Source organism: Shewanella sp. 492 (genome assembly GCF_059338445.1).
Genome location: NZ_CM181702.1, coordinates 2,424,217 through 2,449,791, shown reverse-complemented (window position 1 = coordinate 2,449,791; position 25,575 = coordinate 2,424,217). Strand labels below are relative to the sequence as shown.

General features: G+C 45.4%; 17 protein-coding genes. 4 read left to right on the top strand and 13 right to left on the bottom strand.

Annotation, left to right across the window (positions count from 1 at the left end; genetic code table 11):
- Nucleotides 1-170 precede the first annotated feature (170 nt).
- The 10 genes from AC5YBX_RS10940 to AC5YBX_RS10895 all read right to left on the bottom strand — a co-directional run bounded on the left by AC5YBX_RS10940 (nucleotide 171) and on the right by AC5YBX_RS10895 (nucleotide 11,778).
- The gene (locus tag AC5YBX_RS10940) at nucleotides 171-1,487 is read right to left on the bottom strand and encodes an OmpP1/FadL family transporter (protein WP_494523670.1); all 1,317 of its coding nucleotides are present in this window, start codon (nucleotides 1,485-1,487) and stop codon (nucleotides 171-173) included.
- Between the two features lie 434 nt (nucleotides 1,488-1,921).
- Nucleotides 1,922-3,373, bottom strand: coding sequence for a sodium/proline symporter PutP (putP, locus tag AC5YBX_RS10935; RefSeq protein ID WP_494521455.1), 1,452 nt, complete (start codon nucleotides 3,371-3,373; stop codon nucleotides 1,922-1,924).
- 138 nt (nucleotides 3,374-3,511) lie between these two features.
- On the bottom strand, nucleotides 3,512-4,216 hold the full coding sequence (locus tag AC5YBX_RS10930; RefSeq protein ID WP_494521456.1) for a DUF3379 domain-containing protein: 705 nt from the start codon (nucleotides 4,214-4,216) through the stop codon (nucleotides 3,512-3,514).
- Nucleotides 4,209-4,772 (bottom strand): sigma-70 family RNA polymerase sigma factor, encoded by a 564-nt coding sequence (locus AC5YBX_RS10925; protein ID WP_494521457.1) that lies wholly within the window; start codon nucleotides 4,770-4,772, stop codon nucleotides 4,209-4,211. Before AC5YBX_RS10925 ends, AC5YBX_RS10930 begins: the two co-directional genes overlap by 8 nt.
- Nucleotides 4,773-4,873: 101 nt before the next feature.
- Nucleotides 4,874-6,493, bottom strand: a complete 1,620-nt coding sequence (locus AC5YBX_RS10920; RefSeq protein ID WP_494523669.1) for a BatD family protein — start codon at nucleotides 6,491-6,493, stop codon at nucleotides 4,874-4,876.
- The gene (locus AC5YBX_RS10915) at nucleotides 6,487-8,403 is read right to left on the bottom strand and encodes a vWA domain-containing protein (protein ID WP_494523668.1); all 1,917 of its coding nucleotides are present in this window, start codon (nucleotides 8,401-8,403) and stop codon (nucleotides 6,487-6,489) included. Before AC5YBX_RS10915 ends, AC5YBX_RS10920 begins: the two co-directional genes overlap by 7 nt.
- A complete protein-coding gene (locus tag AC5YBX_RS10910; protein ID WP_475514245.1) occupies nucleotides 8,400-9,404 on the bottom strand; it encodes a vWA domain-containing protein in 1,005 nt (334 codons plus the stop codon). The genes AC5YBX_RS10915 and AC5YBX_RS10910 overlap by 4 nt, the downstream gene beginning before the upstream one ends.
- Nucleotides 9,392-9,892, bottom strand: coding sequence for a DUF4381 domain-containing protein (locus AC5YBX_RS10905; protein ID WP_494523667.1), 501 nt, complete (start codon nucleotides 9,890-9,892; stop codon nucleotides 9,392-9,394). Before AC5YBX_RS10905 ends, AC5YBX_RS10910 begins: the two co-directional genes overlap by 13 nt.
- Nucleotides 9,893-10,822, bottom strand: a complete 930-nt coding sequence (locus tag AC5YBX_RS10900; RefSeq protein ID WP_494523666.1) for a DUF58 domain-containing protein — start codon at nucleotides 10,820-10,822, stop codon at nucleotides 9,893-9,895.
- A complete protein-coding gene (locus AC5YBX_RS10895) occupies nucleotides 10,822-11,778 on the bottom strand; it encodes an AAA family ATPase (RefSeq protein WP_494523665.1) in 957 nt (318 codons plus the stop codon). The genes AC5YBX_RS10900 and AC5YBX_RS10895 overlap by 1 nt, the downstream gene beginning before the upstream one ends.
- Before the next feature lie 402 nt (nucleotides 11,779-12,180).
- On the opposite strand from AC5YBX_RS10895, the gene fadI reads away from it, so the two are divergent.
- The 3 genes from fadI (at nucleotide 12,181) to AC5YBX_RS10880 (ending at nucleotide 16,066) form a co-directional block, all read left to right on the top strand.
- Nucleotides 12,181-13,491, top strand: coding sequence for an acetyl-CoA C-acyltransferase FadI (gene fadI, locus AC5YBX_RS10890; protein WP_494523664.1), 1,311 nt, complete (start codon nucleotides 12,181-12,183; stop codon nucleotides 13,489-13,491).
- A gap of 4 nt (nucleotides 13,492-13,495) precedes the next feature.
- The gene (fadJ, locus tag AC5YBX_RS10885) at nucleotides 13,496-15,616 is read left to right on the top strand and encodes a fatty acid oxidation complex subunit alpha FadJ (protein WP_494523663.1); all 2,121 of its coding nucleotides are present in this window, start codon (nucleotides 13,496-13,498) and stop codon (nucleotides 15,614-15,616) included.
- 294 nt (nucleotides 15,617-15,910) lie between these two features.
- Nucleotides 15,911-16,066 carry a hypothetical protein gene (locus AC5YBX_RS10880; RefSeq protein ID WP_494521465.1) on the top strand — a complete coding sequence of 52 codons (156 nt, stop codon included), beginning with the start codon at nucleotides 15,911-15,913 and terminating at the stop codon, nucleotides 16,064-16,066.
- A 253-nt stretch (nucleotides 16,067-16,319) separates the two neighbouring features.
- Here AC5YBX_RS10880 and AC5YBX_RS10875 read toward each other — a convergent pair whose 3' ends face one another.
- The 3 genes from AC5YBX_RS10875 to AC5YBX_RS10865 form a co-directional block, all read right to left on the bottom strand.
- Complete coding sequence (locus AC5YBX_RS10875) at nucleotides 16,320-17,189, bottom strand: hypothetical protein (protein ID WP_494523662.1); 870 nt, start codon at nucleotides 17,187-17,189, stop codon at nucleotides 16,320-16,322.
- A 196-nt stretch (nucleotides 17,190-17,385) separates the two neighbouring features.
- Nucleotides 17,386-21,702 (bottom strand): EAL domain-containing protein, encoded by a 4,317-nt coding sequence (locus AC5YBX_RS10870; RefSeq protein WP_494523661.1) that lies wholly within the window; start codon nucleotides 21,700-21,702, stop codon nucleotides 17,386-17,388.
- 354 nt (nucleotides 21,703-22,056) lie between these two features.
- On the bottom strand, nucleotides 22,057-24,846 hold the full coding sequence (locus tag AC5YBX_RS10865; protein WP_494523660.1) for an insulinase family protein: 2,790 nt from the start codon (nucleotides 24,844-24,846) through the stop codon (nucleotides 22,057-22,059).
- Between the two features lie 218 nt (nucleotides 24,847-25,064).
- Between AC5YBX_RS10865 and sixA the strand changes: the two genes are divergently transcribed.
- Nucleotides 25,065-25,535, top strand: coding sequence for a phosphohistidine phosphatase SixA (sixA, locus tag AC5YBX_RS10860; protein ID WP_494523659.1), 471 nt, complete (start codon nucleotides 25,065-25,067; stop codon nucleotides 25,533-25,535).
- Nucleotides 25,536-25,575 lie beyond the last annotated feature (40 nt).

Genomic DNA, 25,575 nt, shown 5'->3' with positions numbered 1-25,575 from the left:
AAGTATCAGCGGGGCCGTATTTTGCTCTAACGCCTTATTCCTTTTGATTAGCATGATTTTTACGCCAGAGCAGATAAAACGAGATTTTTATAACATAAAAAACCGCACAATTGTGCGGTTTTTAGGTTACCTATCAGTGATAGGTAATTACAATTTATGCTAATTACACCTTAAAACGTGTAGTTGTACTGCATTGAATAATAGGTTGCATTTGAGCGCGTCGTGGCATTGACCATACCAGTGTTTGGCCCAATAGGTAACTTGTCCGTGACTGAGCTGTTTTCAATTAAGTGGACATCTTCACCGCGCACCACGGCGATACCAAAATCGATGCTGGTGTTGGTCGATAAGGCGTAGGTCGCGCCTGCGGTATACCATTTGCGATCAGAATCTGGGATAGAGATTGAACTCAGCTCACCCACAACGCCCTCATCAGCCATAAAGCCGGCACGCAGAGTCCAAGTGTTGTTTAGACTATAAGTACCACCGACACTGAACAACCATGAGTCATCCCATGCGTAGGTCTTTAAGCTGCTTGAGCCAACAGATACTGGCCCTAACGTCCCATCTGTCACGGTTAGCTCGTGGAAATCACCCCAAGTGGTTAATTGCGCAGTATAGTGCAGCGCAAATTTATCGGTTAACTGATGAAAACCTGCCACTTGGAAAATATCGGGTAGGGGAATATTGATCTCATCAAAGGCCACAAATGCGTTGGCTTGTGGGTTGTAAATATTGATATCACCCGAGGCTTTAAAATCTGGGCTAAAGCGGTAGCTCATGCCAAAACGGTGATCGGCATTGATTTCATACACGGCGCCGATAATACCACCAAACGCCACACCATCGGCATCGACATCAACCAACTGCTGATCGATGGCGCCCGTAGGAGTCGGCAGCTTACCACCACGAGTGAGCGTGCCTTTACCGTAGATCATATCAAGGCCTGCACCGACACTAAAATGGTCATTAAAACGATATGATGCACTTAGGTTGAAGTTAAGCGTGGTGACTTCAGTCTTGCCTAATAGATCAAGCGGCGCGGGTAGCGTACCACCCACGAGTTGGGTCGATAAGTCTGAGGTATCGGTACCTGTACCGAAGTTACTGAACAGTGCCACACCGTAGGCGAATTTATCGTTTACCGGGCTAACGTAGTAAAAGTTAGGGATGATTTTGGCATCTGCCGCATCATCGACACCGCCGTAATGGATTTCGCCTAACAGAGAGTCGATATAGACATCGCTCACTGTCACTTCAACATCGGCGTAGTTCAATCCCATTGATAGTTGTTTTTTGTCAAACAGCGCCATTGCGGCTGGGTTACGCGCTAATACCGATGCATTATCGGCAATAACGGCATCACCGGCAAAGGCTCGGCCCACACCGGTTGCTGATTGTGCATTAAGTAAAAAACCAGCTGCCATAGCTTGCGAGCTCGCGAGCGTAACGGCAACGGCTAATATTGTCTTGTTAAAAGGCTTCATAAATCAATTCTCATTATTATCGGTCTCGTCTTAGTGAGTTGGCTTAGCAATCTCTCGAGATCCTTTTGTTAGTCGGGTGCATAGTAGGGGGGGCGCGATGCGCCAACAACTCCGACCAGATGAGGGTTGGATGTTATTTTTATGTGAAATTAATGGCTTAGGCGATAGTAAAAGTGGCGTAGTGTCTGAATGTCGCTCGTGACATTAGATATAGCCTGTGTTGTGGGGTTCAGCTTGTTTAACTGTCAAGTTAATAGGTTGTTAATTTGGTTGTTTGTGTCAAAAGTGACAAGTATAAAAAAAGCGTACACGTGTACGCTTTTTAGTTTGGATCAGTCATTTGCCTGAAAGCTTGATATCGATAAACCGGTTTATCGTTAGCTCCGTTTACCGCCCCAGTCTAATGTGACAATGTAATCTGCAGTAGCATAGGATCAAAGCTTGGCGCTAAATTGCTCAAACTGCTGCGTGATGGCTTTAGCTGGTTTAAACAGCAGGCTAAATACTATGCCCGCAAGAGTGGCGAACAAAAATCCAGGTAAAATCTCGTATAACTCAAATATGCCACCACTGGCTTGTTTCCATAGCACTACCGTTAGCGCACCGACTAAAATGGTGGCAACGGCACCATTACGGCTATAGTGCTTCCAAAATAGTGCGAGCAATACCACAGGGCCAAATGCGGCGCCAAATCCGGCCCAAGCGTAACTGACGAGGCCTAATACACTGCTTTCTGGGTTAAGTGCGATAACGCCGGAGACTAGCGCAATAGCCAGCACACCCACACGGCCAACGAGCATCAACTCTTTACTGCTCGCCTCTGGACGTAGCCATTTTTTATAGAAATCTTCTGTGACCACACTGGAACACACCAGTAGCTGCGAGTCGATAGTACTCATAATGGCCGACAGAATAGCGGCGATGAGCAATCCACCTATCCAAGGGTTAAAAGCGGCGTGCGCTAAATGAATGAAGACTGTTTCTGGGTTTGCTAGTGGTTCATCGGCAAAATAGAGCGAGCCAGCAAGTCCTGTAGCGAGGGCACCAATTAAGGCTACCACCATCCAACTCATGGCGATGCGGCGTGACACGACAATATCATCGGCAGTGCCGATAGCCATAAAGCGTGACAAAATATGTGGCTGGCCAAAATAACCCAGCCCCCAAGCCAGTAACGACACTAGGCCAATCACAGTAGTATCTTGATTAATCATCGACAACATGGCGGGATCAAGCTGATGTAAACCATTTTGCGTTTCGGGTTGATTGAAAATGGCCACAGGGACAAACAGTAAGGCGATAAGCATTAAACAGCCTTGGAAGAAGTCAGTCCAGCTTACGGCAAAGAAGCCCCCGACAAAGGTGTAAGCCACAATAATGGTTGAACCTATGATTAGGGCTAAGGTGTAATCTAACCCAAAGACTTTCTCAAACAGTATGGCGCCACCGACCATGCCCGATGAGGCATAAAAGGTGAAAAACACCAAAATAGTGACCGCGGAGACCAGTCTTAACATACCATGTTTATCGTCGAAGCGCTTTTCAAAAAAGTCAGGCAGGGTTAGCGCATTATCGGTAAATTGGGTATAGATACGCAGGCGCTTGGCAACAAACAGCCAGTTGAGCCACGCACCGAAGACTAAGCCGATGCCGATCCAGGCTTCTCCTAAACCACCAAGATAGACGGCGCCAGGTAAGCCTAATAGTAACCAACCTGACATGTCAGATGCGCCAACACTCAATGCCGTTACCGCTGGGCCCATAGAGCGACCCCCTAAGATATAGTCGTCAACCGAGTCGGTTGCTTTATAGGCCCATAGGCCTATGCCCATCATTAAGGCAAGATAGCCAAAAAAAGTGATTAATATGGGTAATTCAATAGTCATGCTTGTGCCATTTTATAGTTATGCTTTTTTAAGAGGTCGCTATGCTAGCAGATGTTGGCTCTGTAGCTCAATAAAGGGGGCGAATGTGATTAAGATCTAACCTATGGCAAGTAAAACTTGCCATAGGTTGTAATGATTTTAGATGAATGTTTGCTGAATTTCGCTTTTAATGTTGTCTATATCGGCGTGATGTTCTGCAACTAGCAACATGTAGGCATTGTCTGCCGTGAAGCCTTCACCCTGATAACGGTTGTTGGCAAAAGCTTGTTCTAGGATCATGCGCTCTTCAATGGGTACGATAAATAAGGTGACCTTGCCTTGCTTACCTTGCATGACTAAATGCAAACTTCTAACCCCTTGGAAGTCGCAGTAGGTACTGAAAAACACGCGTCCTGGCTGCTCAGTAAAACGAGCATTGGCAAAATTACCCAATGACGCTAACTGACTATTGATGGTGTTATAGCTGATATCCAGACTGCTTTGCATCGCTACGGTCTCATGAGCAACATGGGCTAGGGCATGTTCACCCAAATCGACCGGTCCCAGCCTAAACAGGCTAAAACTGATGCCTGCGACAAAAGCCACCGATGCCACCATCGCTAAAGTGAAGCCCATTTTGCGTCGTTGCACTTGGTGTCGATGCAACTGTTGATTCAATAGCAGTTTTGCTTCTAAACCGCTAGGGACGTCAATATTCAGCGCCGCTTCAATTTGATGGTCTAAGCGCTTTAAGTCATTGACAAACTGAGCGCGCTGACTCGATTCTCCCATAGCAGCAACAAAGTCGGCGTCACGACGCTGCGGATTTTCATAGGCCTCGCGGCGGAATTTTAGCTCATCCATTGGAGTGCCCCCTTGTTTGCGTATCATCGAGCATTTCTTTTAATTGATTGCGTGCCCTGAAGAGGCGCGTCATAACAGTATTGCGGTTAAGTTCTAATATGTTAGCAATTTCATCGCCAGTAAAACCACCGATAACCTGCAGCACCAGTGGTTCTCGGTATTCGACTTCAAGGCGAGCTATTTGCCGTCTGAGCAGATGTTGCTCCATATTGTCTTCAGTTGATAACGACACATTGTCGGCCAATTCAGATTGTTCAACATCAGAGTAGTCAAACTGTTTGCGTTCAAACCTTCGGGCATTTTCTCTGCGTAAAATAGTGATTAACCAAGCTTTAGCGGCTTTATCATCCTTAAGGGATTCGAGCGAACGCCAAGCCCTTAAAAAGGTCTCTTGGGTGATATCTTCTGCGATATGTTTGTCGCCGCAAAGCCAGTAGGCGTAGCGGTAGAGATCGCCATGGAGCGCCCTGACAAGGCTATCGTATCGTCGTTGTTTACTTAGCATGTCATTATTGACCGAGAGACTCGGTACTTTCTTTCGTTTAAAGCTAAACATTTTTACTCGCTATGTAGGCGTATGTGGTGCTTGTGTGATTAATTTTGTGGTGAACCAACTGCAATAAGGGTATTCCTGTTGTTGCGACTAACGCAAATAGCTTAGCTTGGATTTAACGATGATAAAGCACTGGAAGATGGTGTTTGCATCGTGTTTGTAACTTGTTTAATAGCATCAAGTAGGGCCGAAGTGTCGATCGCTTGTGGTACTTGGCTATAAGCTTGGCGTTGAATATTATCGATATTGTGTTTAAGAGCGGGGCTGAGCGCCGCTATCTCACTTAAGGACATAGGCTTGCCTTGTTGTAAGCTAAAGTAGTGTTGCAGCGCCAAGATGATGGTGCCCGCTTGACCTGTTTGACAGGCTTGGCACAGTGCCGTTAACCCCGTGGTTTGCTGGGGCCTCGATGATGCTGGCGAGGCGACTTTTGCTACCGATTTACCACGCTCTTTAGCCCACAGCAGCAGAGTCAGTAGCCACAGTAGTGCCAACAATGCGCTCAGATAAGGCCAAAAGCCAGCGCTGGGTTGCACTGTGGTGGCACTTGGGTTGAGCGCTACCGGGTTGGCACTGGCGGCTATCACGTTGACCGTACGCGCCGGTAGGGTGGCAAACTCTTGGGTCTGAGTGATGTAATTAAACCAAGACACGCGGATCTCGGGTAAGGTGTAGCTGCCCGCTTGAGTCGGTACTATCGCCGCCGTTTGTGTTAGTTGTGACACCACCTGTTTGTCGCGCACAAAGGTTTCTCGTTTGGGCTTTTCAGGATACATTTTAAAGCCATCGGGTAGCCCAATGGTTAATGCTGGCAGGCTGGTTTGCTCGGTATTAGAGGCCAGCAGGGTAATATTGCGGGTGATGGGCGTGCCGACCTCTATGGTATCGAGATCAGGCCAATCTTCTTTAAGTACCACCAGATCGCTCACCAACCATTGGCCGTGGTATTGGCTGGGAATCGGTAAAATCGTGATTTCACTCGGCGCCGCTTGCGCTTGCATGGGGCGGCTTTCATTAAATGAGAACATACCACCACGCCGCGAGGCTTCAATTAATACATCACCAGAAAAAGTCGCGCCCGATAAGTGTAAGGTGCCGGGTTTATCGGCCACAATGCTATAGCTGCGCTCGATGACACGATAGCGCCGCCCATCGACAATTTCGCTGCTATCACTGTCTTCGCCTAACTGCTTGAGTTGCGCCCCCTCCACATTGGGAGCGCTCAATACGCCGCGTTGCAGCTCAACGGCTAGATAGAGCTTTACCTTGTAGGTGACCAACTGACCGACATAAGCCTGCTCGGTGGAGAGCGAGCTGCGGATAAATAGGTTTTTCATCTGCGTAGGTTGACTGCCAGGCGCCGTGACCGTCAGCGTGATGGGCGAGGAGCTGACATTATCAATGGTGAGCGCGGGAATAATCAGCTGCCCTGTGCGTTTGGGGGCTAATAACACTTGCCAGCGCGTCTCTTTACGTGCATCGAAATTGACTATTTGGGTGCTGCGACTCACGCTGGTGCGTCCCACGATAAAGTCTTTTAATAGCGCCGAGGTGTCTAAGCTACCGTTGCTGATATCGTCGTCGGCCTTAATCGTCAGTACTAGGTATTCGCCCTCTATGGCAGGATTTCTGTCAACCGAGGTCTCAAGTTGAGTTAAGGCAAAAGCTGGCTGGATAAGAGTCAGAGCCAATAAGGCAAAAGTTAAAAAATATCGATTTACCACTGTTCACTTTCCTTTGATGTAATGCCCTGACGGCGGCGTTTTTCATACTCTAATAGCATCTTATTACGCAGCAGAACCTGCGGATCGTCTATGACGCCGCTTAGTGCGCGTTGCATGTCGGCTGGCAGCTCCTCGGGCGGAGCTGGCTGACTGACAGCTTGGGCCTGCGGATTATCATGAGGGGCTTTATCCGAGTCTTCATTTAGATCTGCTGCTGCATTGGAACTGTCGTTTTCGTTAGCGCTGGTATCGCTGCGCGCTTGTGCTTGTTCAGGCTGAGTCTGCTCATTATTCTCATCAGACTTGGGAGCTTGAGCGCTCATTGGTGCTTCGTTATTTGGCTCATCATCACCAGTGGCGGGAACATTATCCGGCTGTGATGACGGCTCGCTGGGCTGTTGATCAGGTTGCGGTTCACTTTGTTCACTTGCGCTCTGTTTATCGCCTGACTTGTCATCGCTTTGCTGCTGATTGCTGTCAGATCCTTCTTGCTGTTGCGTGTCTTGATTTTGTTCGCTCTGACTTTGCTGCTCACTATCAGCTTGTTGCTGCTCACTATCAGCTTGTTGCTGCGCCAGCAGTTGTTGGGCTAAGGCTAAATTATGCTGCGCATCGCTAAAGTCGTTATCTTGAGCTAGCGCCTGTTGATAGCGCTTAATAGCAGTCGCATAATCTTGCAGCTGCATTAAGCTATTGCCTTGGTTATAAAAGCCTGTTGCAGTTGTGTCTTGCTCAAACAGCTTAAGGGCTTGTTGGTAATCGCCTTCGCGATACCGAGCGGCCGCTTGCCAATGAGGATCGGAAAACAAGCTTGCCGCTTGCTGATAATTTTGGTTTTCATAGGCTTGCATTGCACGTTGGTTGTCTGTCTGCCAAGGGTGTAGCCAACTGTTGGCGTAGGCGGGCGTCGGTTGGCTGAACAACATGATGCAGCTAAGTGCTGCAATGGCGTGGCGAAAGCTTAATAGTGCTGGCAATAACAATAATAAAGCGATATATGGGCCAGCATCGAGCCACAGCTCACCTTCTAAATCGCTGGCTTTAGTTGCTGTGCTCTGGGCTAACCATAGGTTTAGCGCGCTGAGATCGCTGCCATCGGCGTGATAAGTAAATACCTTGCCGCCATTGGCGCTGGCTAATTCACTTAAATGTTGATAATCGGTTTTGGCTACCACTACTTGGTCGCTGCGATCGCGCATTAATTGTCCGTCAGGTAAACGAATTGCGGCGCCTTGTGGGCTGCCAAAGGCAAGCACTGAGAGCCGATATTGGCTGCCTTGTAAATGCGCTTTGGCTTGATTAATTTGCTCTACAGCTACCCCATCGGTGAGTAATATGATATCGCCGCGCAGATGTCCCCCTTGTTTAAGCAAAGTGGTTGCTTGGGTTAAAGCCGCAGGCAAATTAGAGCCCGGGACTGGCATAATCTCTGGCGATAGGGTGGGTAATAGATTCAACAGGGTTGCCCTGTCTCGGGTCAGTGGGCTAATGGTAAAGGCATCACCAGCATAGGCAATTAAGCCCGTTTCACCTTCGCTGAGACTGCTAATAAGATCGTTGGCTTTAAATTTAGCTTGAGTTAGGCGGTTAGGCACCAAGTCGGTGGCGTACATTGACAGTGACATATCCATCACTATCACGCGTCCTTGGTTGGTTTCAAATACCGGTAGGGTTTGCTTGGTAAAAGCAGGACCTGACAACGCGAGTACCGCGATACACCAGCTAAAACCAATCACATGTAGATGGCGTTTACCTGACTGTGTTTGGCTTGATACCAGTACCTTGGCCAAATGAGGCGCGATGTAGCGATTCCAGCTTGATACCTGGTATTGGCTACGACGGGCAAACCACAATAATAGTGCCAAGGGGAATAGGGCCAATAGCCATTCGGGGCGTAAAAAATGGATCATAAGGCTCCCCGTGATCTTAACCATGGCAGCGACTGAAATAACGGCAACTGCCACAATATCAGCAGAACACTGATAAGTAAGGCAGCGCTTAACGGATAATAAAACAACTCTGATTGAGGACGATAGGTGAGTTGATCGCTGTTGGTCGGCTCTAACTTATCGATCATTTGATAAATTTGTTCCAGTTCGGTGGCATTGCGGGCGCGAAAGTAACGTCCGTTTGTGGCGCTTGCCAGCGCCGTCAATTGCGCTTCATCAAGATCCATCGACGGGTTAACGCGCTCGTTACCAAATAGTGTACGCCGCTCCATTATCTCGGCTCCGACCCCAATGGTATAGATGGTCACGCCGCGTTTGGCGGCAATGGCAGCAGCTTGATCTGGACTAATATTGCCCGAGTTATTCGAGCCGTCGGTGAGGAGGATCAGCACCCGGTTACTTTGTTGCTGTTGGTCGAAGCGTTTAACCGCCAGGGCGATGGCTTCGCCAATGGCTGTTTGTTTTCCCACCAGGCCGATTTGGGCTTCGGCTAAAAACTGGGCTATAGAGCGGCGATCTTGTGTCAGCGGCGCTTGCAAATATGCGTGGTCGGCAAACAAAATGAGGCCCAATTTGTCACCTTTACGGCGCTGGATAAAATCACTCATAACCGCTTGCACTAAGGTAAAACGATCCACCGTTTTACCCTCGATGACCATATCTTCAATCTGCATACTGCCTGATAAATCAATGGCTAACATCAAGTCTCGCCCTTTGCTGGGCAGCTCGATAGCATCGCCAATCCACAATGGCCGCGCGGCGCTCAGCACCAACAGTGACCAAATAAGCCAATAGGGTAAGCGCCGACGCTGTGGCCGCTGCTGGCTAACCTGCGCACCGACATCGGCAACACCGGGTAGGTGTAAATGGCCACCCGTTTGATGCTGTTGGGCGCCTGAGCCTTTAAACATCAAGGGTAATGGCAGTAACAGTAATAGCCAAGGCCAGGCTAATGTGAACATGCTGCCTCCTCCGATGCGCGATGCTTGAGTGGCAGTGCCTGCTTAAGCCAGCCTATGGCAGCTTGGCGCAGTTGCTCAGCTTGAGTGGGAGTGAGAGCCTTGGACTGATAGCGTTTCGCTAATAACAGCGGCAAGTTATCGTCTATGTGAGTGACCTGCTGCTGTAGCCACTGTAACCAGGCTTCACCTTCAAGTGATGCCACCTGTTCACGGGGCAGGTAGCTCATGGCGCTGCGTTTGAGTATGGTGTTAACTTCAATAGCAAATTGTGGGTGGTTGAGCGCCAGATGGGCTAACTGCTTTAATGCTTCACGTTTCGCGGCGCGATGTCGATATTGCTTGATGAACCACCATAGGCAGACAGCCAAAATAGTAAGGCATGCGGCCAGTACCAGCCAATAACCGTAAGCGGGTGGCCAGGAATGGATAGGCTCGGGCAGTTGAATGTCTTTCATGGCAGCAAGGGCTGGATTGTTGGCCGTTTGCATCTATCTTAAGGCTCCAATCTGTTGATTCAATGGTTGTGCTGCGCTGATTGTCCGTAAACGCGCGTTAAGTTGGCGCATCATATCGATAAAACCTTGTTGCTGGGCGTGTTGGCGGGTTAGCCAACCGTTATAACTGTCTCGGTTGAGCACTAATTCTTGCGCGCCGTCTTTGACTGGCAGCTGAAACTGAGCAGGTAAAGGCAGCTCTCCTTGTCTGAGGGGATCGGTGATCAGTAAGGCGCCTATATCGCAGTGGCGAGATAACTCAGTTAATGGTTGCAGGCACTGCGGCGTGAAATGACTGCCATCACTGATGATCCAAATCAGTGAGCCGGGCTTGGCTATGCGGCGTAAACGCAGGCAGGCGCGGTAGATATGCTCAGGTTCGCTGACGTGAGATTCCATACCGTCAAGCTGTGCTTGATGAACCGTTTGCATCGCCGAGATCAATGGCAGCATGGCACTTTGACGACTACGGGGTTTGAGCTCGATATGTTGTTGCTCACAGGCTATGAGCGCACCGAGTCGATCGCCATGGCCCACGGCGCGCCAGCCTAAAGTCGCAGCCACATGAGCGGCTTGCACTGCTTGTAGCATTAGGCTTGAGCCAAAATAGAGGCTATGGCTTAAATCCAGTAGCAGCAGCACTGGCCGTTCGCGTTCTTCAACAAATAATTTAGTATGGGCTTTGCCTGTGCGAGCGGTCACGCGCCAATCTATGGTGCGCACATCGTCACCACTTTGGTAGTGCCGTACTTCGGCAAACTCCATGCCTCGGCCTCTGATGTTGCTCGCGCGGTGGCCTGCGAGAGCCGCGCGAGCTTTGCTTGGCGTTTCAGGCAGAGCGCGGGCAATGTTCTGGCACGCAAGTAGCTCTTTTTGATTGAGTGATACGCCATCGGCAAATAGCGGTAATTCACTGACTGACATTAAGGCACCGCGACTTGGTTAAGAATGTGGTTGATCACCTGATCGCAGCTGACGCCCTCAGCCTGAGCCTGATAACTGAGTAGCAATCGATGGCGTAATACGTTGGGCACCACGGCTTGTATATCTTCAGGAGAGACAAAGTCGCGCTCCATTAACCAAGCGCGGGCACGCGCACAGCGCTCGATAGCAATAGTGGCCCGTGGGCTCACGCCGTATTCTAGCCAGCTGGCGAGGGTGTCGCTGTATTGCTGCGGCTGCCTAGTTGCCATCACTATATTGACTATGTATTGCTCTAACGGCTCGGCAAGGTAGAGGCCAAGTGCGGCTTCACGGGCGGCAAAAATATCTGCTTGCGCAATTGGGCTGACACTGGGCGCATCGTGAGTTAGGGCTTCACTACGTGATAAGCGCATGATTTTAAATTCAGTTTCGGCGCTCGGGTAATCTAAGTTAAGGTGCATTAGAAATCGGTCGAGTTGCGCTTCGGGCAGAGGATAGGTGCCTTCATTTTCGAGCGGATTTTGCGTGGCCATCACTAAAAATAACTTAGGTAAAGGATAACTGTGTTTGCCAACGGTCACTTGGCCTTCTGCCATGGCTTCGAGAAGCGCCGATTGAACTTTGGCGGGCGCGCGATTGATCTCATCGGCCAAAATCAGGTTATGAAAGATGGGGCCGGCTTCAAATTCAAAGGTGCCCGTTTGCGCACGGTAGATATCGGTGCCGGTCAGATCGGCTGGTAACAGATCGGGGGTAAATTGAATGCGATGAAAATCGCCTTCAACACCATCACTGAGCGCTTTCACCGCGCGGGTTTTGGCTAAACCTGGTGGTCCTTCGACTAACAGGTGTCCATCGGCAATTAATGCGATCAGTAAATTTTCGGTAAGAACAGGCTGACCTAGAATGACATTGTCTAGGTATTCGCGTAATGCATGAAATCGACTTAAAGGCATGATGCTACTCAGTTATATTAATTTGTGTGAGCTATAGACAGCGCATATGGTAAAAAATTCAGACCGGTTTTGGCTAGTCTAAATGCGGGTCAAATTGAGCTTGTTGTGTCTATTGCAATGACATAGGCGTGAAATAAGTTAGCATGCTTAAGGGGTGAGTGACACTAATGACTAAGGGTAAACTTTTTATTAAACATTGTTAATACAGAAAATTTTTTAATTTCACTGTCTAGAAACCAAACAAGTGTTTAAAACTTTGGAATAAGAAGTTAGAATCAGATCACACTTTGATGGTCTGACCTGTTTGATTGCTTGGGTTAAAGAGCTGAATCTGTGGGTAAGGGAACAATAATAATTGCGCCATGAGAATCTATTCGAATAGGCGTGACACGAGGGCAAAAAATGAGTCATCTACAGCAAGTTAGGAATGCAAAAGGCGATCGTATTGCGATTGTGATGGGGCTTAGAACCCCGTTTGCTAAGCAAGCGAGCGCGTTTCATGGCGTATCGGCGTTGGATATGGGCAAGATGGTGGTTAACGAACTGCTTGCCCGTTCAGAGCTGGATCCCAAGGCGATTGAGCAACTGGTTTATGGGCAAGTGGTGCAGATGCCGGCAGCGCCCAATATTGCTCGTGAAATAGTGCTTGGCACAGGCATGAGCGTAGCGACCGATGCCTATAGCGTGACGCGAGCATGTGCGACCAGTTTCCAGTCGACCGTGAATGTGGCTGAATCTATCATGGCGGGCAATATCGACATCGGCATTGCTGGTGGCGCCGACTCCTCTTCAGTATTACCTATAGGTGTGTCAAAAAAACTGGCTCATGCGCTAGTGGATTTGAATAAAGCCCGTACTTTTAGCCAAAAACTGGCTATCTTTAGACGCCTTGGTTTAAAAGATTTATTACCCGTTCCGCCTGCGGTCGCCGAATACTCAACCGGCTTGTCAATGGGGCAAACGGCAGAGCAGATGGCTAAAACCTATAATATTAGCCGCGCCGATCAAGATGCGCTGGCCCATCGCTCGCACACCTTGGCGACAGAAACATGGGATTCAGGTAACTTACGCGATGAAGTGATGACTGCCCATGTGCCGCCTTATAAGTCCTTTATCGATCGGGATAATAATATTCGTCAAAATTCATCTCTAGAGTCTTATGCCAAACTGCGCCCCGCGTTTGATCGTAAACATGGCACAGTCACCGCTGCTAATAGTACGCCATTAACCGACGGCGCTTCGGCTGTGTTGCTGATGAGTGAAAGCCGTGCTAAAGCCTTAGGTTATCAGCCTATTGGCTATATCAAGAGCTACGCTTTTACCGCCATTGATGTGTGGCAAGATATGCTGATGGGCCCATCATACGCTACGCCGTTAGCCCTTAAGCGTGCCGGGATGGAACTGGAAGATTTAACCCTTATCGAGATGCACGAAGCATTTGCGGCGCAAACCCTGGCTAACATGCAGATGTTTGCGTCGAAGAAGTTTGCCGCAGAAAAGCTCGGCCGCGATCGCGCCATCGGTGAAATTGATATGAGTAAATTTAATGTGCTGGGTGGTTCACTCGCTTATGGTCATCCTTTTGCCGCCACAGGTACACGTTTGATAACCCAAGTGTGTCGTGAATTGAAACGACGTGGTGGGGGCACGGGCCTTGCCACGGCCTGCGCCGCGGGTGGTCTTGGTGCAGCAATGATTGTAGAAGTGGAGTGATCTCATGGAAAAGAGTTTTAGTTTAAATCGCCTTGAAAATGGCATTGCCGTTCTGACAATGGATGTACCTGGCGAAACAATGAATACCCTGCGCGCCGAATTTGGCCCAGAGATCTGTGAAATGTTGGCCGAGATAAAAGCGGACTCACAGATCCGTGGCATAGTGTTGGTGTCGGGCAAAAAAGATTCATTTGTGGCTGGTGCTGATATTTCTATGCTGGCTGCGTGTCAAACCGCTGAAGATGCAAGACAGCTGTCTAAACAGGGTCATGAGGTGTTTCAGGCTCTTGAGTCGCTGAATATTCCTGTGGTTGCCGCCATTCACGGTGCCTGCCTAGGTGGCGGATTAGAGTTGGCATTGGCCTGTCATCAGCGAGTGTGCAGTGACAGTAATAAAACCATGATGGGACTGCCTGAAGTACAGTTAGGCTTATTACCCGGCGGCGGCGGTACCCAGCGATTACCGCGTTTGGTGGGGATCACTACCGCGCTGGATATGATGTTGACGGGGAAGCAAATTCGCCCTAAACAAGCCTTGAAAATGGGCTTAGTGAACGATGTGGTACCAGAGTCCATTTTGTTGCAAACGGCCATAGAGATGGCGTTAGCAGGCAAAAAAATAGCGCCTAAACGTAAAGTGTCGCTGGTCAATCGTCTGCTAGAAGGCACGCCTGTTGGGCGCAATATTGTGTTCGATCAAGCGTTAAAGCAAGTTAACAAAAAGACTCAGGGTAACTATCCTGCGCCAGCTAAAATTATCGATTGCGTACGTCAAGGCATGACCAAAAGCATGGTTGTAGGCCTTGATGTCGAAGCGAGTCATTTTGGTGACTTAGTGGTGTCGGCCGAGTCGGCAGCGTTAAGAAGTATTTTCTTTGCCACCACAGAGATGAAAAAAGAGTCGGGTGCAGGTGACGTGCAACCTAAACCCGTTCATAAAGCGGTGATTTTGGGCGGCGGCTTAATGGGCGGTGGCATTGCGTCTGTGACCACGACTAAAGCTAAAATTCCGGTGCGGGTCAAAGATATCAATGAAACCGGATTAAGCAACGCATTATCCTATGCCTACAAGTTACTGGATAAAGGGGTTAAGCGCCGTCATATGACGCCGGCCGTGCGTGATAATGTCATGTCTCTGATGACCACGACCACTGAGTATACAGGCGTTAAAGATGCAGATATCGTTGTTGAAGCGGTATTTGAAGATTTAGCCTTAAAACATCAGATGGTTAAAGATATTGAGCGTGAATGTGGCGAAGAGACCATTTTTGCCTCAAATACCTCGTCATTGCCTATCTCGCAAATTGCAGAGGCGGCTGAGCGCCCTGAAAATGTGATTGGTTTACATTATTTCTCGCCAGTCGAAAAGATGCCTCTTGTCGAGGTGATTGCCCATGAAAAAACCTCGGCGCAAACGATTGCGACGACAGTGGCGTTTGCGCGTAAGCAAGGCAAGACACCGATTGTTGTGCAAGATGGCGCTGGTTTTTATGTCAACCGTATTTTAGCTTTGTACATGAATGAAGCGGCCAACTTATTGCTGGAAGGGCAAAGCGTTGACCATCTAGATAAAGCCTTAGTCAAGTTTGGTTTTCCGGTTGGGCCAATGACATTGCTTGATGAAGTCGGTATTGATGTTGGGGCTAAGATTTCGCCTATTTTGGAGAAAGAACTTGGTGAGCGTTTTAAAGCCCCCGCAGCCTTTGATAAGTTGCTTGGTGACGATCGTAAGGGTCGTAAAAATGGCAAAGGCTTCTATCAATACGGGTCTAAATCGAAAAAGAAACAGGTTGATGAGACGGTATATACTTTGTTGGGGTTAACCCCATCTGCGAGTACCGATGCCTCTGAATTGGCACAGCGCTGTGTCGTGCAGATGCTTAATGAAGCGGTGCGCTGCTTAGAAGAGGGTATTATTGCCTCAGCACGTGATGGTGATATCGGTGCGATATTTGGGATAGGTTTCCCGCCGTTTTTAGGTGGCCCTTTCCGCTATATCGATACATTAGGGGCAGACAAATTAGTAGAGCAATTAAACCGTTATGCCAATGTCCATGGTGAACGATTTAAGCCGTGCGCGACACTATTGGAAATGGCGGCTTCAGGTGCACAATTTCATCAATAAGTGAGCTTGTTGAAAAATTGACAGTAACCATATAAACCCTAATGTAAAACGACTGGGTTTTAGTTAACAATGCGGCAACATTATGCCGCGTTTTTTTTGGCTTAAGGAAAATTATTGCCTGTTTTTTGTTCGTTTGTTACCTTGGTTTCGTTATCATGGCTGTTTGCAAAACTATTGGCACAAACGTGCCAGTGTGTGATGACACAGGTGATTAGCGGTAACGGGTCAATAAGTTAACAGTTGAGGTTTTAAGTGATTGTATTGGTAAGTATTCTCACATTAAGCAGTGTGGTAATGGGAAATATGGCGTTTCGCGCAGGGCTTGGGGTTAAACGCTGGGCCTTATTGGGTTTGCTTATTGGTCCCGTTGGCTACCCCTTGTTAGCAACTCATAAGCGTTTAGCTATCAAACGTGCTCAAGGTAGAGGTGCTGCAATTATTCGCCTGTAATGTTTAGGGCTTTAGTCACTAGGGAACTATCAATAGCGAACATCACGAAAAAAAGGAGCATATATGCTCCTTTTTTCGTGATTGTGCTTGGTAACCTGTTGCTTGAAGATAATAATTAATTCCACCATCCCTTAGCTGGGATCACTTCTAAACGATTCAGGCCTGCTGGCAGTTTTACTTTTTTACGTTCTGGTTTGTCATTAAGTCCAAGAGCTTTCTTTATTAATTTTAACATAACGATTCTCCTTTAAACTTAAGCCGTTGTTGAGTTGGTGTACTTTATATTAGGAATCCCGGCAACTTGGGTCTCGGCATACTTGATGTTCGGAATCCCGGCAACTTGGGTCTCGGCATACTTGATGTTCGGAATCCCGGCTACTTGGGTCTCGGTATACTTGATGTTCGGAATCCCGGCTACTTGGGTCTCGATATACTTGATGTTCGGAATCCCGGCAACTTGGGTCTCGGCATACTTGATGTTCGGAATCCCGGCAACTTGGGTCTCGGTATACTTGATGTTCGGAATCCCGGCAACTTGGGTCTCGGTATACTTGATGTTCGGAATCGCGGCAACTTGGGTCTCGGTATACTTGATGTTCGGAATCCCGGCAACTTGGGTCTCGGTATACTTGATGTTCGGAATCCCGGCAACTTGGGTCTCGGTATACTTGATGTTCGGAATCCCGGCAACTTGGGTCTCGGCATACTTGATGTTCGGAATCCCGGCTACTTGGGTCTCGGTATACTTGATGTTCGGAATCCCGGCTACTTGGGTCTCGATATACTTGATGTTCGGAATCCCGGCAACTTGGGTCTCGGCATACTTGATGTTCGGAATCCCGGCAACTTGGGTCTCGGCATACTTGATGTTCGGAATCCCGGCAACTTGGGTCTCGGCATACTTGATGTTCGGAATCCCGGCAACTTGGGTCTCGGTATACTTGATGTTCGGAATCCCGGCAACTTGGGTTTCGGTATACTTGATGTTTGGAATCCCAGCGATTTGAGTTTTAGTGTCTCTGCTTTTATGAGAATCTGCTAACTTGTGAGTTTCTATATCGATAACATTAGTTGAATAAGTAGTTAATGATAAAGCGATGGCAGTAACAATTGAGGTAATCATAGTGTTAGTTCTCTCAGAGTAATAATTTTATTATTGCCAACAAATAGTTGACGTCTGAAAGAAGTAATGCAGGTGTTATGCCATGTTTTTAATTTATTGCCAATTAATGCACCTTTGGTTGTTTTTTAGTTGATTTTATGTGCTGTAATTTAGGGTTAAGGTACAGCTTTAGCGATAACTGAAGCTATAAATGCTCCTATGCTTTTTTAATGTTATCGATTGACTGGGCTTGCAAGTTCTCTCGCTTTAAAAGTTCACTAAAGTCATGTTCAGTAACCGCCTTGCTGAATATAAATCCTTGAATTTCCTCACACTTAAGCGCTTTTAAAATACTTAGTTGTGATGCGTCCTCAACTCCTTCGCCAACGACTGATAAGCCCATGTTGTGGGCGATGGTAATGATTGAGTCTACCATCTTTAAGTCTCTATCCGATTTATCGATATCATCGACAAATGCTTTATCGATTTTTAATGTATTTATAGGGAAGCGTTTGAGGTAAGACAGTGATGAATAGCCGGTACCAAAGTCATCTAACGCTAGGCTCACCCCCATTTTGGACAGTTGCATCATGACCTTGATGGCTTTTTCCGGATGTTTAATGACAGTGCCTTCGGTAATTTCAAGTTCTAGATTATTTGCCGGCAGTTGAGTGAGTCGTAAAATTGACTCTATGCGCTGCTGTAAATCAGGAAGTGCAAATTGTAGTGACGATAAATTGACGGCAACACGTCCATTAAACAGGCCTTGGTTGCGCCAGTTCTGCGCTGCGAAGCAAGCTTTTCGCATAACCACTTCACCAATTTCGACGATAAGCCCATTCTCTTCAGCTAATGGTATAAATTCATTAGGAGGAATTAAACCCAGAGTTGGATGGTTTAGACGAACGAGTGCTTCCATTCCCGCCATTTTACCCGATTTGAGATCGACTTTAGGTTGATAGTAAACTTCAAACAGATCCTCTTTTAGCCCTTGTCTGATCAGGTTTTCAACTTCCAACTGGCGAATAGCATTGCGGTTGAGTGATTCAGAATAAAATTGGTAACGATTACCGCCAGCTGATTTAGCATGATACATGGCGATATCGGCTTTTCGCAGCAGCGCTTGTTCATTTTGATCATCTTCAGGGTAGAGCACTATACCAATACTCACCCCAACGACGACTCTGTCCCTAGCAAGCTCAAAAGGATTTAAAAACGCATCGACTACATTATTTGCAATAACTGCACTTGACCCTATATCAGGATTATTATCGACGAGGATAGCAAATTCATCTCCCCCTAATCGGTAGATACTAGTATGGCGTGGCACATTGGCTTCAATTCTTTGTGCTACTTGAATTAGGAGTTCATCGCCTACTTGGTGTCCTAATGAATCATTGATTTTTTTGAAATTATCCAGATCGAGGATCATTAACGTATGATGTGTATCTTTTTTGACTAGATTTCCCAAAGTCACCATTAAACTAGATCGATTAGGAAGATTGGTTAATAAATCATTGTTGGTAAGTTTTCTTAGTTCTTCTTCTTGTTGTTTACGACGTGAAATATCTGAAAATACACCGACATAGTGGGAGAGTACCCCTTGCTCATCGTAAATAGCATCGACAGTGAGCTCCATTAAGAAGCTACTACCATCTCCTTTTGGTGATTCTACTTCATTACTCCAGCTGCCTTGTTGTTGCAATATAGAGCGGATCTGTTGAGAGTAACTTTCTGGATATAGATCGAATTTAAATGTTGAACCGATAAAATCATTACGGCTTGTTTCACATAAGTCACAACAGGCCTCGTTAACCTCAACAAACTTAAATTCATTGTCTAAAATGAACATCCCTTCAGAGATATTTTCGATAGCACGTTCAAATAACCTTAATTGCTCTTCAGCCTGTTTGAAGTTACTGATATTTTTGATGGTGCCTGTCATCCGCAGGGCTTTATCATCTTCATCTCGCTCAACTATCTTTGCTCTATCTAAAATCCACACCCATTGTTCATCTTTACCTTTGACACGGTATGCCGCTTCAAAATGATCGGTTTCACCGTAAAAGTGTTTGTTTAATGCTGTATTCACTCGTTCCTGATCCATGGGGTGGATATTGCTTTCTTGGCCTTGTTCACCTGAACGCTGGCCATCGCGAGGGAACTCTAATGAACCCCAAATATTAGAGCGATAAATTTGTCCTGTTTCAATATCCCAGTCCCACATCTCATCGCCACTTCCCCAGAGTGATAACTTTAAGCGTTCTTCTGATTTAGCGATTTGGCGTTGTATTTCGCGTTTTTTCAGTATCACCTTGGCGATAACACTACTAATGATTAAAAATATAGAAAAATAAATTAATTTAGCTTGAAGTGATAACCACCAAGGAGGGGTTATTTCTATTTCTAAACTTCTTACTTTTCCATTCTCATTTGTTAAAGGGTTAATTGAATGTACATTAAAAACATAATTACCAGGCGATAGATTAGTATAAGTTGCTGTATTATTTCCTTGTGACTCTACCCAGGTATCAGACAGTCCAGACATTTGGTATGCATAGTTAATGTTTTCAGCGTTACTCCCTGGTGAATTAAATTTCAACGTAAATGGGTAGTCTGAGTATTTTATTTTTATTTTTTCAGTTAACTCCATCGGCTTATTTAATATACTTCCATCAGTTGCTTGTGGAATGTTGAATATTAATAGTTCTTTAATTTTAGTTAGTGGTGCGAGTGTGTTTTTTAATGTTATTTCTAGATCGTTTTTAGATATTTTGCTAATTCCGGAAACACCACCAATAAACAATTCTTCCCCTATGATTAGCGCGGATTGAGAATTATATTCATCTTGACTACCAAACTTATCGGTAAGTATGTACTTTTCTTTTTTGTTTCTATCTAATACTACAACTTCATTAATTGATGCCGCAAATATAAAGTTATCAATAACTGATATTGAGAATATTGGCTTTTCATTTGAGAATATATTGCTAAGGGTTTGGCTTTTAAAATTAAATGACTTGATTGAATCATTTGTACCAAATAAAAGTTCGTTTTTATACTTTCCTAGGCTTACCACGAAACTACTGTTGTATATATTTCTTACATTACTTCCATCAATAGCAAATAAACCACTTTGTGTGGCAACATAAAAGAGGTTCTCTATTTCTATAATATCAAAGATAGGTTTTTCAATGTCGACGTAGATCTCTGTTATCTTATTAGATTTTAAATCAATTTTTAATAAACTTCCGTCAATTGTCCCTGCAAGTAAATTGTTTTTTACACCGTCAACTTTTAGAGAGAAAATATTCCGATTATTTATTTTTTTTATTTCATTTGTCTCTATGTCTACAGAAAGTAAACCTGTACTTGTACCTATATACAGTATTTTTTCATATATTAGTGTTGATTTTGGCCCTGCAACTTTAGTGTCAATATCAAACACTTTTTTAAAACTACGGTTAAAAATACTTATGCTTGTATCGTCTGTACTAACCGCTATATAGTTGTTTTTTTGATTGCTGGAGATTGACCATATGTTACTTTTTGATGTGTTAATATCTATTTTGGATATTGTGTTTGATAATTTTGGGATAATCATTAATCCGGAATTTTTGATAGGGATGTAAAGTGTTTTATTTCCCTTAAATATTCCATTGCTTGTTTTTTCTGTCGTTTCTCCTAATTTCTCAAACACACCATCTACTAATTCAAATACCTTGTTTTTGTTAATAGCTAGAGTTGTTCCGTTGGTGTTTTTTACAGAATCAAAAATATTTTCATTATACTTCTCTATTTCTGATGCATTATCTAAAGTGTAAGTTCCGTTTTTTTTATAAATATATAGCTTAGAATTTATGGTTTCAATGTCGTTTGTGTTTTTTGCTATTGATTTATTGTTTGAAGCTTTTAAAATATCACCATCATAATTTCTTATGTAATAGTCCCCATTAACCTTTATTGATTTTTTTACGCCATTATAACCCCCAGAGAACGCCTCTATTAAATTTAGTTTTTTGTCAATAATATAAAGGTTGTTTTCTGTACCAATTGTATAGTGTTCTCCTGATTTATTAAGAGACCAAATAGGTTTTTCGTCAATCTTCATTAATGAATCGATCTTTGAAAAACTATCTGTTTCTTTAATATACTTTACGACTCCCTTATCAGTTCCAATAAAAAGATCATTATTTATAATGATAGAACTTCGAATGAATGAGCTAGGCAGGCCAGTATTTTTGCTTGCAAAATAGTGTGTAAAGTTAATGCCATCGAAACGATTTAATCCATTTAATGTACCAATCCAAATATAACCGTCTTGATCTTCTACTACAGAAGTCACTGTAGTTTGAGATAAACCTTGTTTAACGCTATAAGTTTTACTTTTGAGTAAAATAGTGGGATTGATCGTCTCGCTGGCGAGGGATAAACCAGAAAAAGAGAGCGTTAAAAAAAGAAGTAGTATCAAATTTTTCAAAGAATTAGGCATAATTATTAGTTTGATTATTAGCCAGTAGTGCTTAGGCAGCATGTAGTTAACCTACTTTTCCAGAAAGTGAATGGTTTGTCAAAAGAACACTGAGTTTTTTGTATGTTAATCATTGTTGTTTTTATTTGACTTTGACAGTCCTGTGTCATTAGATGGGCTCAATACGCGTCTGATGCACTTTTTTATTGTGTAAAGTCAGAGGTGGATGAATGGATTATTAGTGGGAGCATTGATGTTTCAACACATCTGGTCGACTATAATAACTATTTTTATCATATACTTGCTTACGCCTTTTGTTAGAAGTGGAGATTTGGAAGTAAGTTGCGTGTATCTTATCGATTTGATCAGAATGTTGGCAGCCTAAGATAACGATTAACCCCGATGTGTTGGCTAGTTTTAATAACTAAATTTGGGTGCTTGCTGTTTAAATGAGCGCAGGTCCGTGATCATATTGTCGGAGTTGAGTGGTTCCTGATTTCGATGTTGCTCGCCCGTGGTAAACAGTACAAGGCGATCACAATGTTTGGTGCGCATTGTTTGCATCATAAATTTGATTAAGTCAGCACGAGTCAGTTGTTTTAATTGCTCGACGACGAGCTCCCGTTGATTAAATTGATAATCTTTATTACCGATACTGGACCAGTAACGTTGGCCACGGGTTTTTAAGTTGGGATCGTGTTCCATTATTTGACTAATTAAGCCTTGTTTGGTGAGTTCCCACTGGGTATTTGTTATCTGCATCACCGCATAATTAAAATCAGCGATAAACTCATCAATGGCTTCCAGCAGTTGCAGCGGCCCTGTTGTTGGTGATTGAATATAGAAAATCATGCCAGGGTAGCGATTTAGTGGTAAGTAGCCGGTACCGACCATGTAACCCAATTGACGTTTAGTACGCAGTTCATGAAAGAAGGTTGATGACATCGTGTGGTTTAGCAAGCTAAATAGTGCCATGTTTAACGTCGATGCTTGTGTCGATTGATAGTAAACGATGATACTACTATCTTGATGAGCGACAGGGACCTCTCTGATGAGGGTACCGACATTTTCAAGGTTAATCAGTTCGCGCTCAGACTCGCCGCTAGGGGATGAGACGAGTGACAAAATATGGTCGAGTCGTTTACCTAGGGCTTTAGCTTCTTTCGTTAACCAATCACCATAGACTAATCCTTCTAAATGCATTTTCTCGTAGAAGCGACTGATATGCTCATGCAGATCACCTAAGGTGAGTTTTTCTAACTCTTCAGCCATGCGAAGTGGTTCATAGCTGCGTCGTTGGAGTGTAACCGTTAAGCTGGTAAATAATTGCGAGATAGGTTTGGCACGGCTTTGATTGTACCAGCTGCGTAATACTTGCTTCTTAATTTGCTTGAAGCGTTCTTGGGTAAAATTGCGCTCTCTGGCTTTGCTGATTAATAAGGCTAGCAGCGCCTCTTGTTTGCCGGTAAATCCGGTTAGATGCAGTGTTATACCGCCCTGGTGGGGGTAAATATGATAGCTTAGCCCCGCCACTTCGGCAGGGTAAGTGTATTCTGTTAAATAATCCAACAGCATTTCAACATATAAGCGTGTCAGCGCAGCATGACGGGGAGTGGCGGTCGCTTGTTGTGAGTCTAGTGATAGGTAGATATGTCCTTTGGGGACATTAAATTCATCGTCTTTTCGATGCCAAATTCGATAGCCATTTTCTTGGCAGACAATCACAGGCACACTGTGTGGGCTTTTTTCATCTCTGGCGACTGAGTCGGCAATAATAAAAGGATTGACTTCAGGAAGGCTAAGCTCCTGCCTGATCGTGGGGTTGTACCATGGCGTTAAACGGGCTTTATCAATGGGTTTGATTTGATAGGGGGAGTGATACCACGCCGCTTGCCTGTCTGTGTCTAGTTCTGGCGAGATCAGCTGAATGCGCAGGTTATCGGGTGTCATTAATGCCAGTAGGGCTTGGGTTTCTGCGATGTTGAGCCCATCCATGCGGTAATCACCATAAACGATATCTTCCACATCATAATGGTGCATGTTAATACTGAGATGACTCGCTAAGTCGAGTGCTTTTATCTGTTCTTGGTACTTAAACGCCAGGGTTAAGAGATTAGCCCGTTCTTGGTAGCGCCACGAGGCTAAGCCACTATGTTTGATGAGGGTTAAGTATTCAAATGTCGCTTGAATGACATCATCGAGTTGCGCCAGCCCCTTATCGGTTAACTGAATACTGATGTTGTAATCTTTAAAGTTATAGCCACTAACACCGCCGCCGGCCGAGAGGTTTGCTGCCAAGTCCTGACTTTTTAAATAACTGAGTAAACTGCCTTTACCCTCGTAACCCAATAAATGGCTGATAAACGTAAGGGGTTTGCTTTTATAAAAGCAGTCAATGGCGGGCAGCGCAAAAGTAATCGCGACTCGGCGCTGCTCCTTAAGTGGCACTATGTTTATCTGTTGGCCTAATTGTGATGCTTGATAGAGCGGTGTTTCAGGATAGTGTTTATGCAAATCATGATTAACAATGGATGAAAAGTAACACTTAGCTAATTGGGCTAATGTATCAATAGGTAAGGGCGCGACTAAGCAAAGGGTCATTAAATTTGCGCTGTAGTGCTGCTGATAAAATGCCACTAATTCGTCACGTAATGTTTGTTGGCTGCCTGATAAGGTTTGTAAATTACCCACGGAAAATTTACTAAATGGATGAGCTGGATTTACCGTTTCTTTTTGCACTTGATACACACGGCGAATATCGTCTTTCAGTTTTAGGCTAAATTCAGATTCAATAGCGTGTCGCTCACGGTCAACCAAGTCGAGATTAAAGCAAGGCGCGATAAAAAACTGGCTAAAGCGGTCGAGTGACTCTTCAAAAGCGTCGGCATCGATTGAATAAAAGAAGTTGGTTTGCTCGGTTCCTGTCCATGCATTGTTACTGCCACCATGCTGGTTAATAAAAGCATGATACTCACCCGAATCTGGGTATTTTTCGGTGCCAAGAAAGAGCATGTGTTCTAAAAAGTGTGCCATACCCGGACGTGCACTAGGATCATCAAAGTGGCCCACATTCACCGCCATAGAGGCGGCACCTTGGTTGGTTTGCCAATCTTCAACTAAAAGTACCCTTAATCGATTGCTAAGTTGCACATAGCGATACTGGCGATGATCGTTGGGGCTTTGAGTGATACAAGTTGACGTTGGCAATTGAGCGGCTCCAACCTTATATGGCAACACGCTAAAAAGAGGTTGCTCGCAAAAGGGTAAATAAAACAGTAAGCCTACATAGTGGTCTCGAAAAACAACTTTGGCAAATACCTTATTGCCTATTCGACTAATTATTAACAGACTTTAGGTGTGTTACGGTTGACTTTAACGCTACAATTGCCGAGAAGAATAAAAAATATATTGTAGCGAGAAGTAGTATGCAGCTTTTTTTGATGCGTCATGGGGACGCTGGGTACAATGCACATTCCGATCGGGAACGGGTATTGACCGATGCTGGGCGCCACCAAACCGAATTAATGAGTAATTGGTTAGCCCGGCGTGTCACAGATGTTGATTTAGTCTTGGTTAGCCCCTATTTGCGCGCTCAGCAAACTTGGCAAGAAGTGAGTAAGCACTTTCCTGAACCAAGGCATTGGCAAGTACTCGATGATTTAACCCCATCAGCCGATCCACTGCGCGCGGTCGAGACTGTTTTGGCTTATGGTGAGTTGTATAAGGCCGATAATGTGCTAGTGATTGCTCACATGCCTTTGCTTGGTTATATGGTCAGTGAGTTAGTGCCCGGTATGGAGCCACCGTTATTTGCAACCTCAGGGATCACCTTAATAGACAAGCATGGTGAAAGGGCATCGCTCTCCTGGCAAAACACGCCTCACACTGTGAGTTAGTGACGTTAAAAATGGCGAGTTAGGATTCATCAGAGATATG

What these genes read in the sequence shown, in the direction of transcription:
- AC5YBX_RS10940 (WP_494523670.1), bottom strand. Translation starts at nt 1,487, where the DNA reads ATGAAGCCTTTTAACAAGACAATATTAGCCGTTGCCGTTACGCTCGCG.
- putP (WP_494521455.1), bottom strand. Translation starts at nt 3,373, where the DNA reads ATGACTATTGAATTACCCATATTAATCACTTTTTTTGGCTATCTTGCC.
- AC5YBX_RS10930 (WP_494521456.1), bottom strand. Translation starts at nt 4,216, where the DNA reads ATGGATGAGCTAAAATTCCGCCGCGAGGCCTATGAAAATCCGCAGCGT.
- AC5YBX_RS10925 (WP_494521457.1), bottom strand. Translation starts at nt 4,772, where the DNA reads ATGTTTAGCTTTAAACGAAAGAAAGTACCGAGTCTCTCGGTCAATAAT.
- AC5YBX_RS10915 (WP_494523668.1), bottom strand. Translation starts at nt 8,403, where the DNA reads ATGATCCATTTTTTACGCCCCGAATGGCTATTGGCCCTATTCCCCTTG.
- AC5YBX_RS10910 (WP_475514245.1), bottom strand. Translation starts at nt 9,404, where the DNA reads ATGTTCACATTAGCCTGGCCTTGGCTATTACTGTTACTGCCATTACCC.
- AC5YBX_RS10905 (WP_494523667.1), bottom strand. Translation starts at nt 9,892, where the DNA reads ATGCAAACGGCCAACAATCCAGCCCTTGCTGCCATGAAAGACATTCAA.
- AC5YBX_RS10900 (WP_494523666.1), bottom strand. Translation starts at nt 10,822, where the DNA reads ATGTCAGTCAGTGAATTACCGCTATTTGCCGATGGCGTATCACTCAAT.
- AC5YBX_RS10895 (WP_494523665.1), bottom strand. Translation starts at nt 11,778, where the DNA reads ATGCCTTTAAGTCGATTTCATGCATTACGCGAATACCTAGACAATGTC.
- fadI (WP_494523664.1), top strand. Translation starts at nt 12,181, where the DNA reads ATGAGTCATCTACAGCAAGTTAGGAATGCAAAAGGCGATCGTATTGCG.
- fadJ (WP_494523663.1), top strand. Translation starts at nt 13,496, where the DNA reads ATGGAAAAGAGTTTTAGTTTAAATCGCCTTGAAAATGGCATTGCCGTT.
- AC5YBX_RS10880 (WP_494521465.1), top strand. Translation starts at nt 15,911, where the DNA reads ATGGGAAATATGGCGTTTCGCGCAGGGCTTGGGGTTAAACGCTGGGCC.
- AC5YBX_RS10875 (WP_494523662.1), bottom strand. Translation starts at nt 17,189, where the DNA reads ATGATTACCTCAATTGTTACTGCCATCGCTTTATCATTAACTACTTAT.
- AC5YBX_RS10870 (WP_494523661.1), bottom strand. Translation starts at nt 21,702, where the DNA reads ATGCTGCCTAAGCACTACTGGCTAATAATCAAACTAATAATTATGCCT.
- sixA (WP_494523659.1), top strand. Translation starts at nt 25,065, where the DNA reads ATGCAGCTTTTTTTGATGCGTCATGGGGACGCTGGGTACAATGCACAT.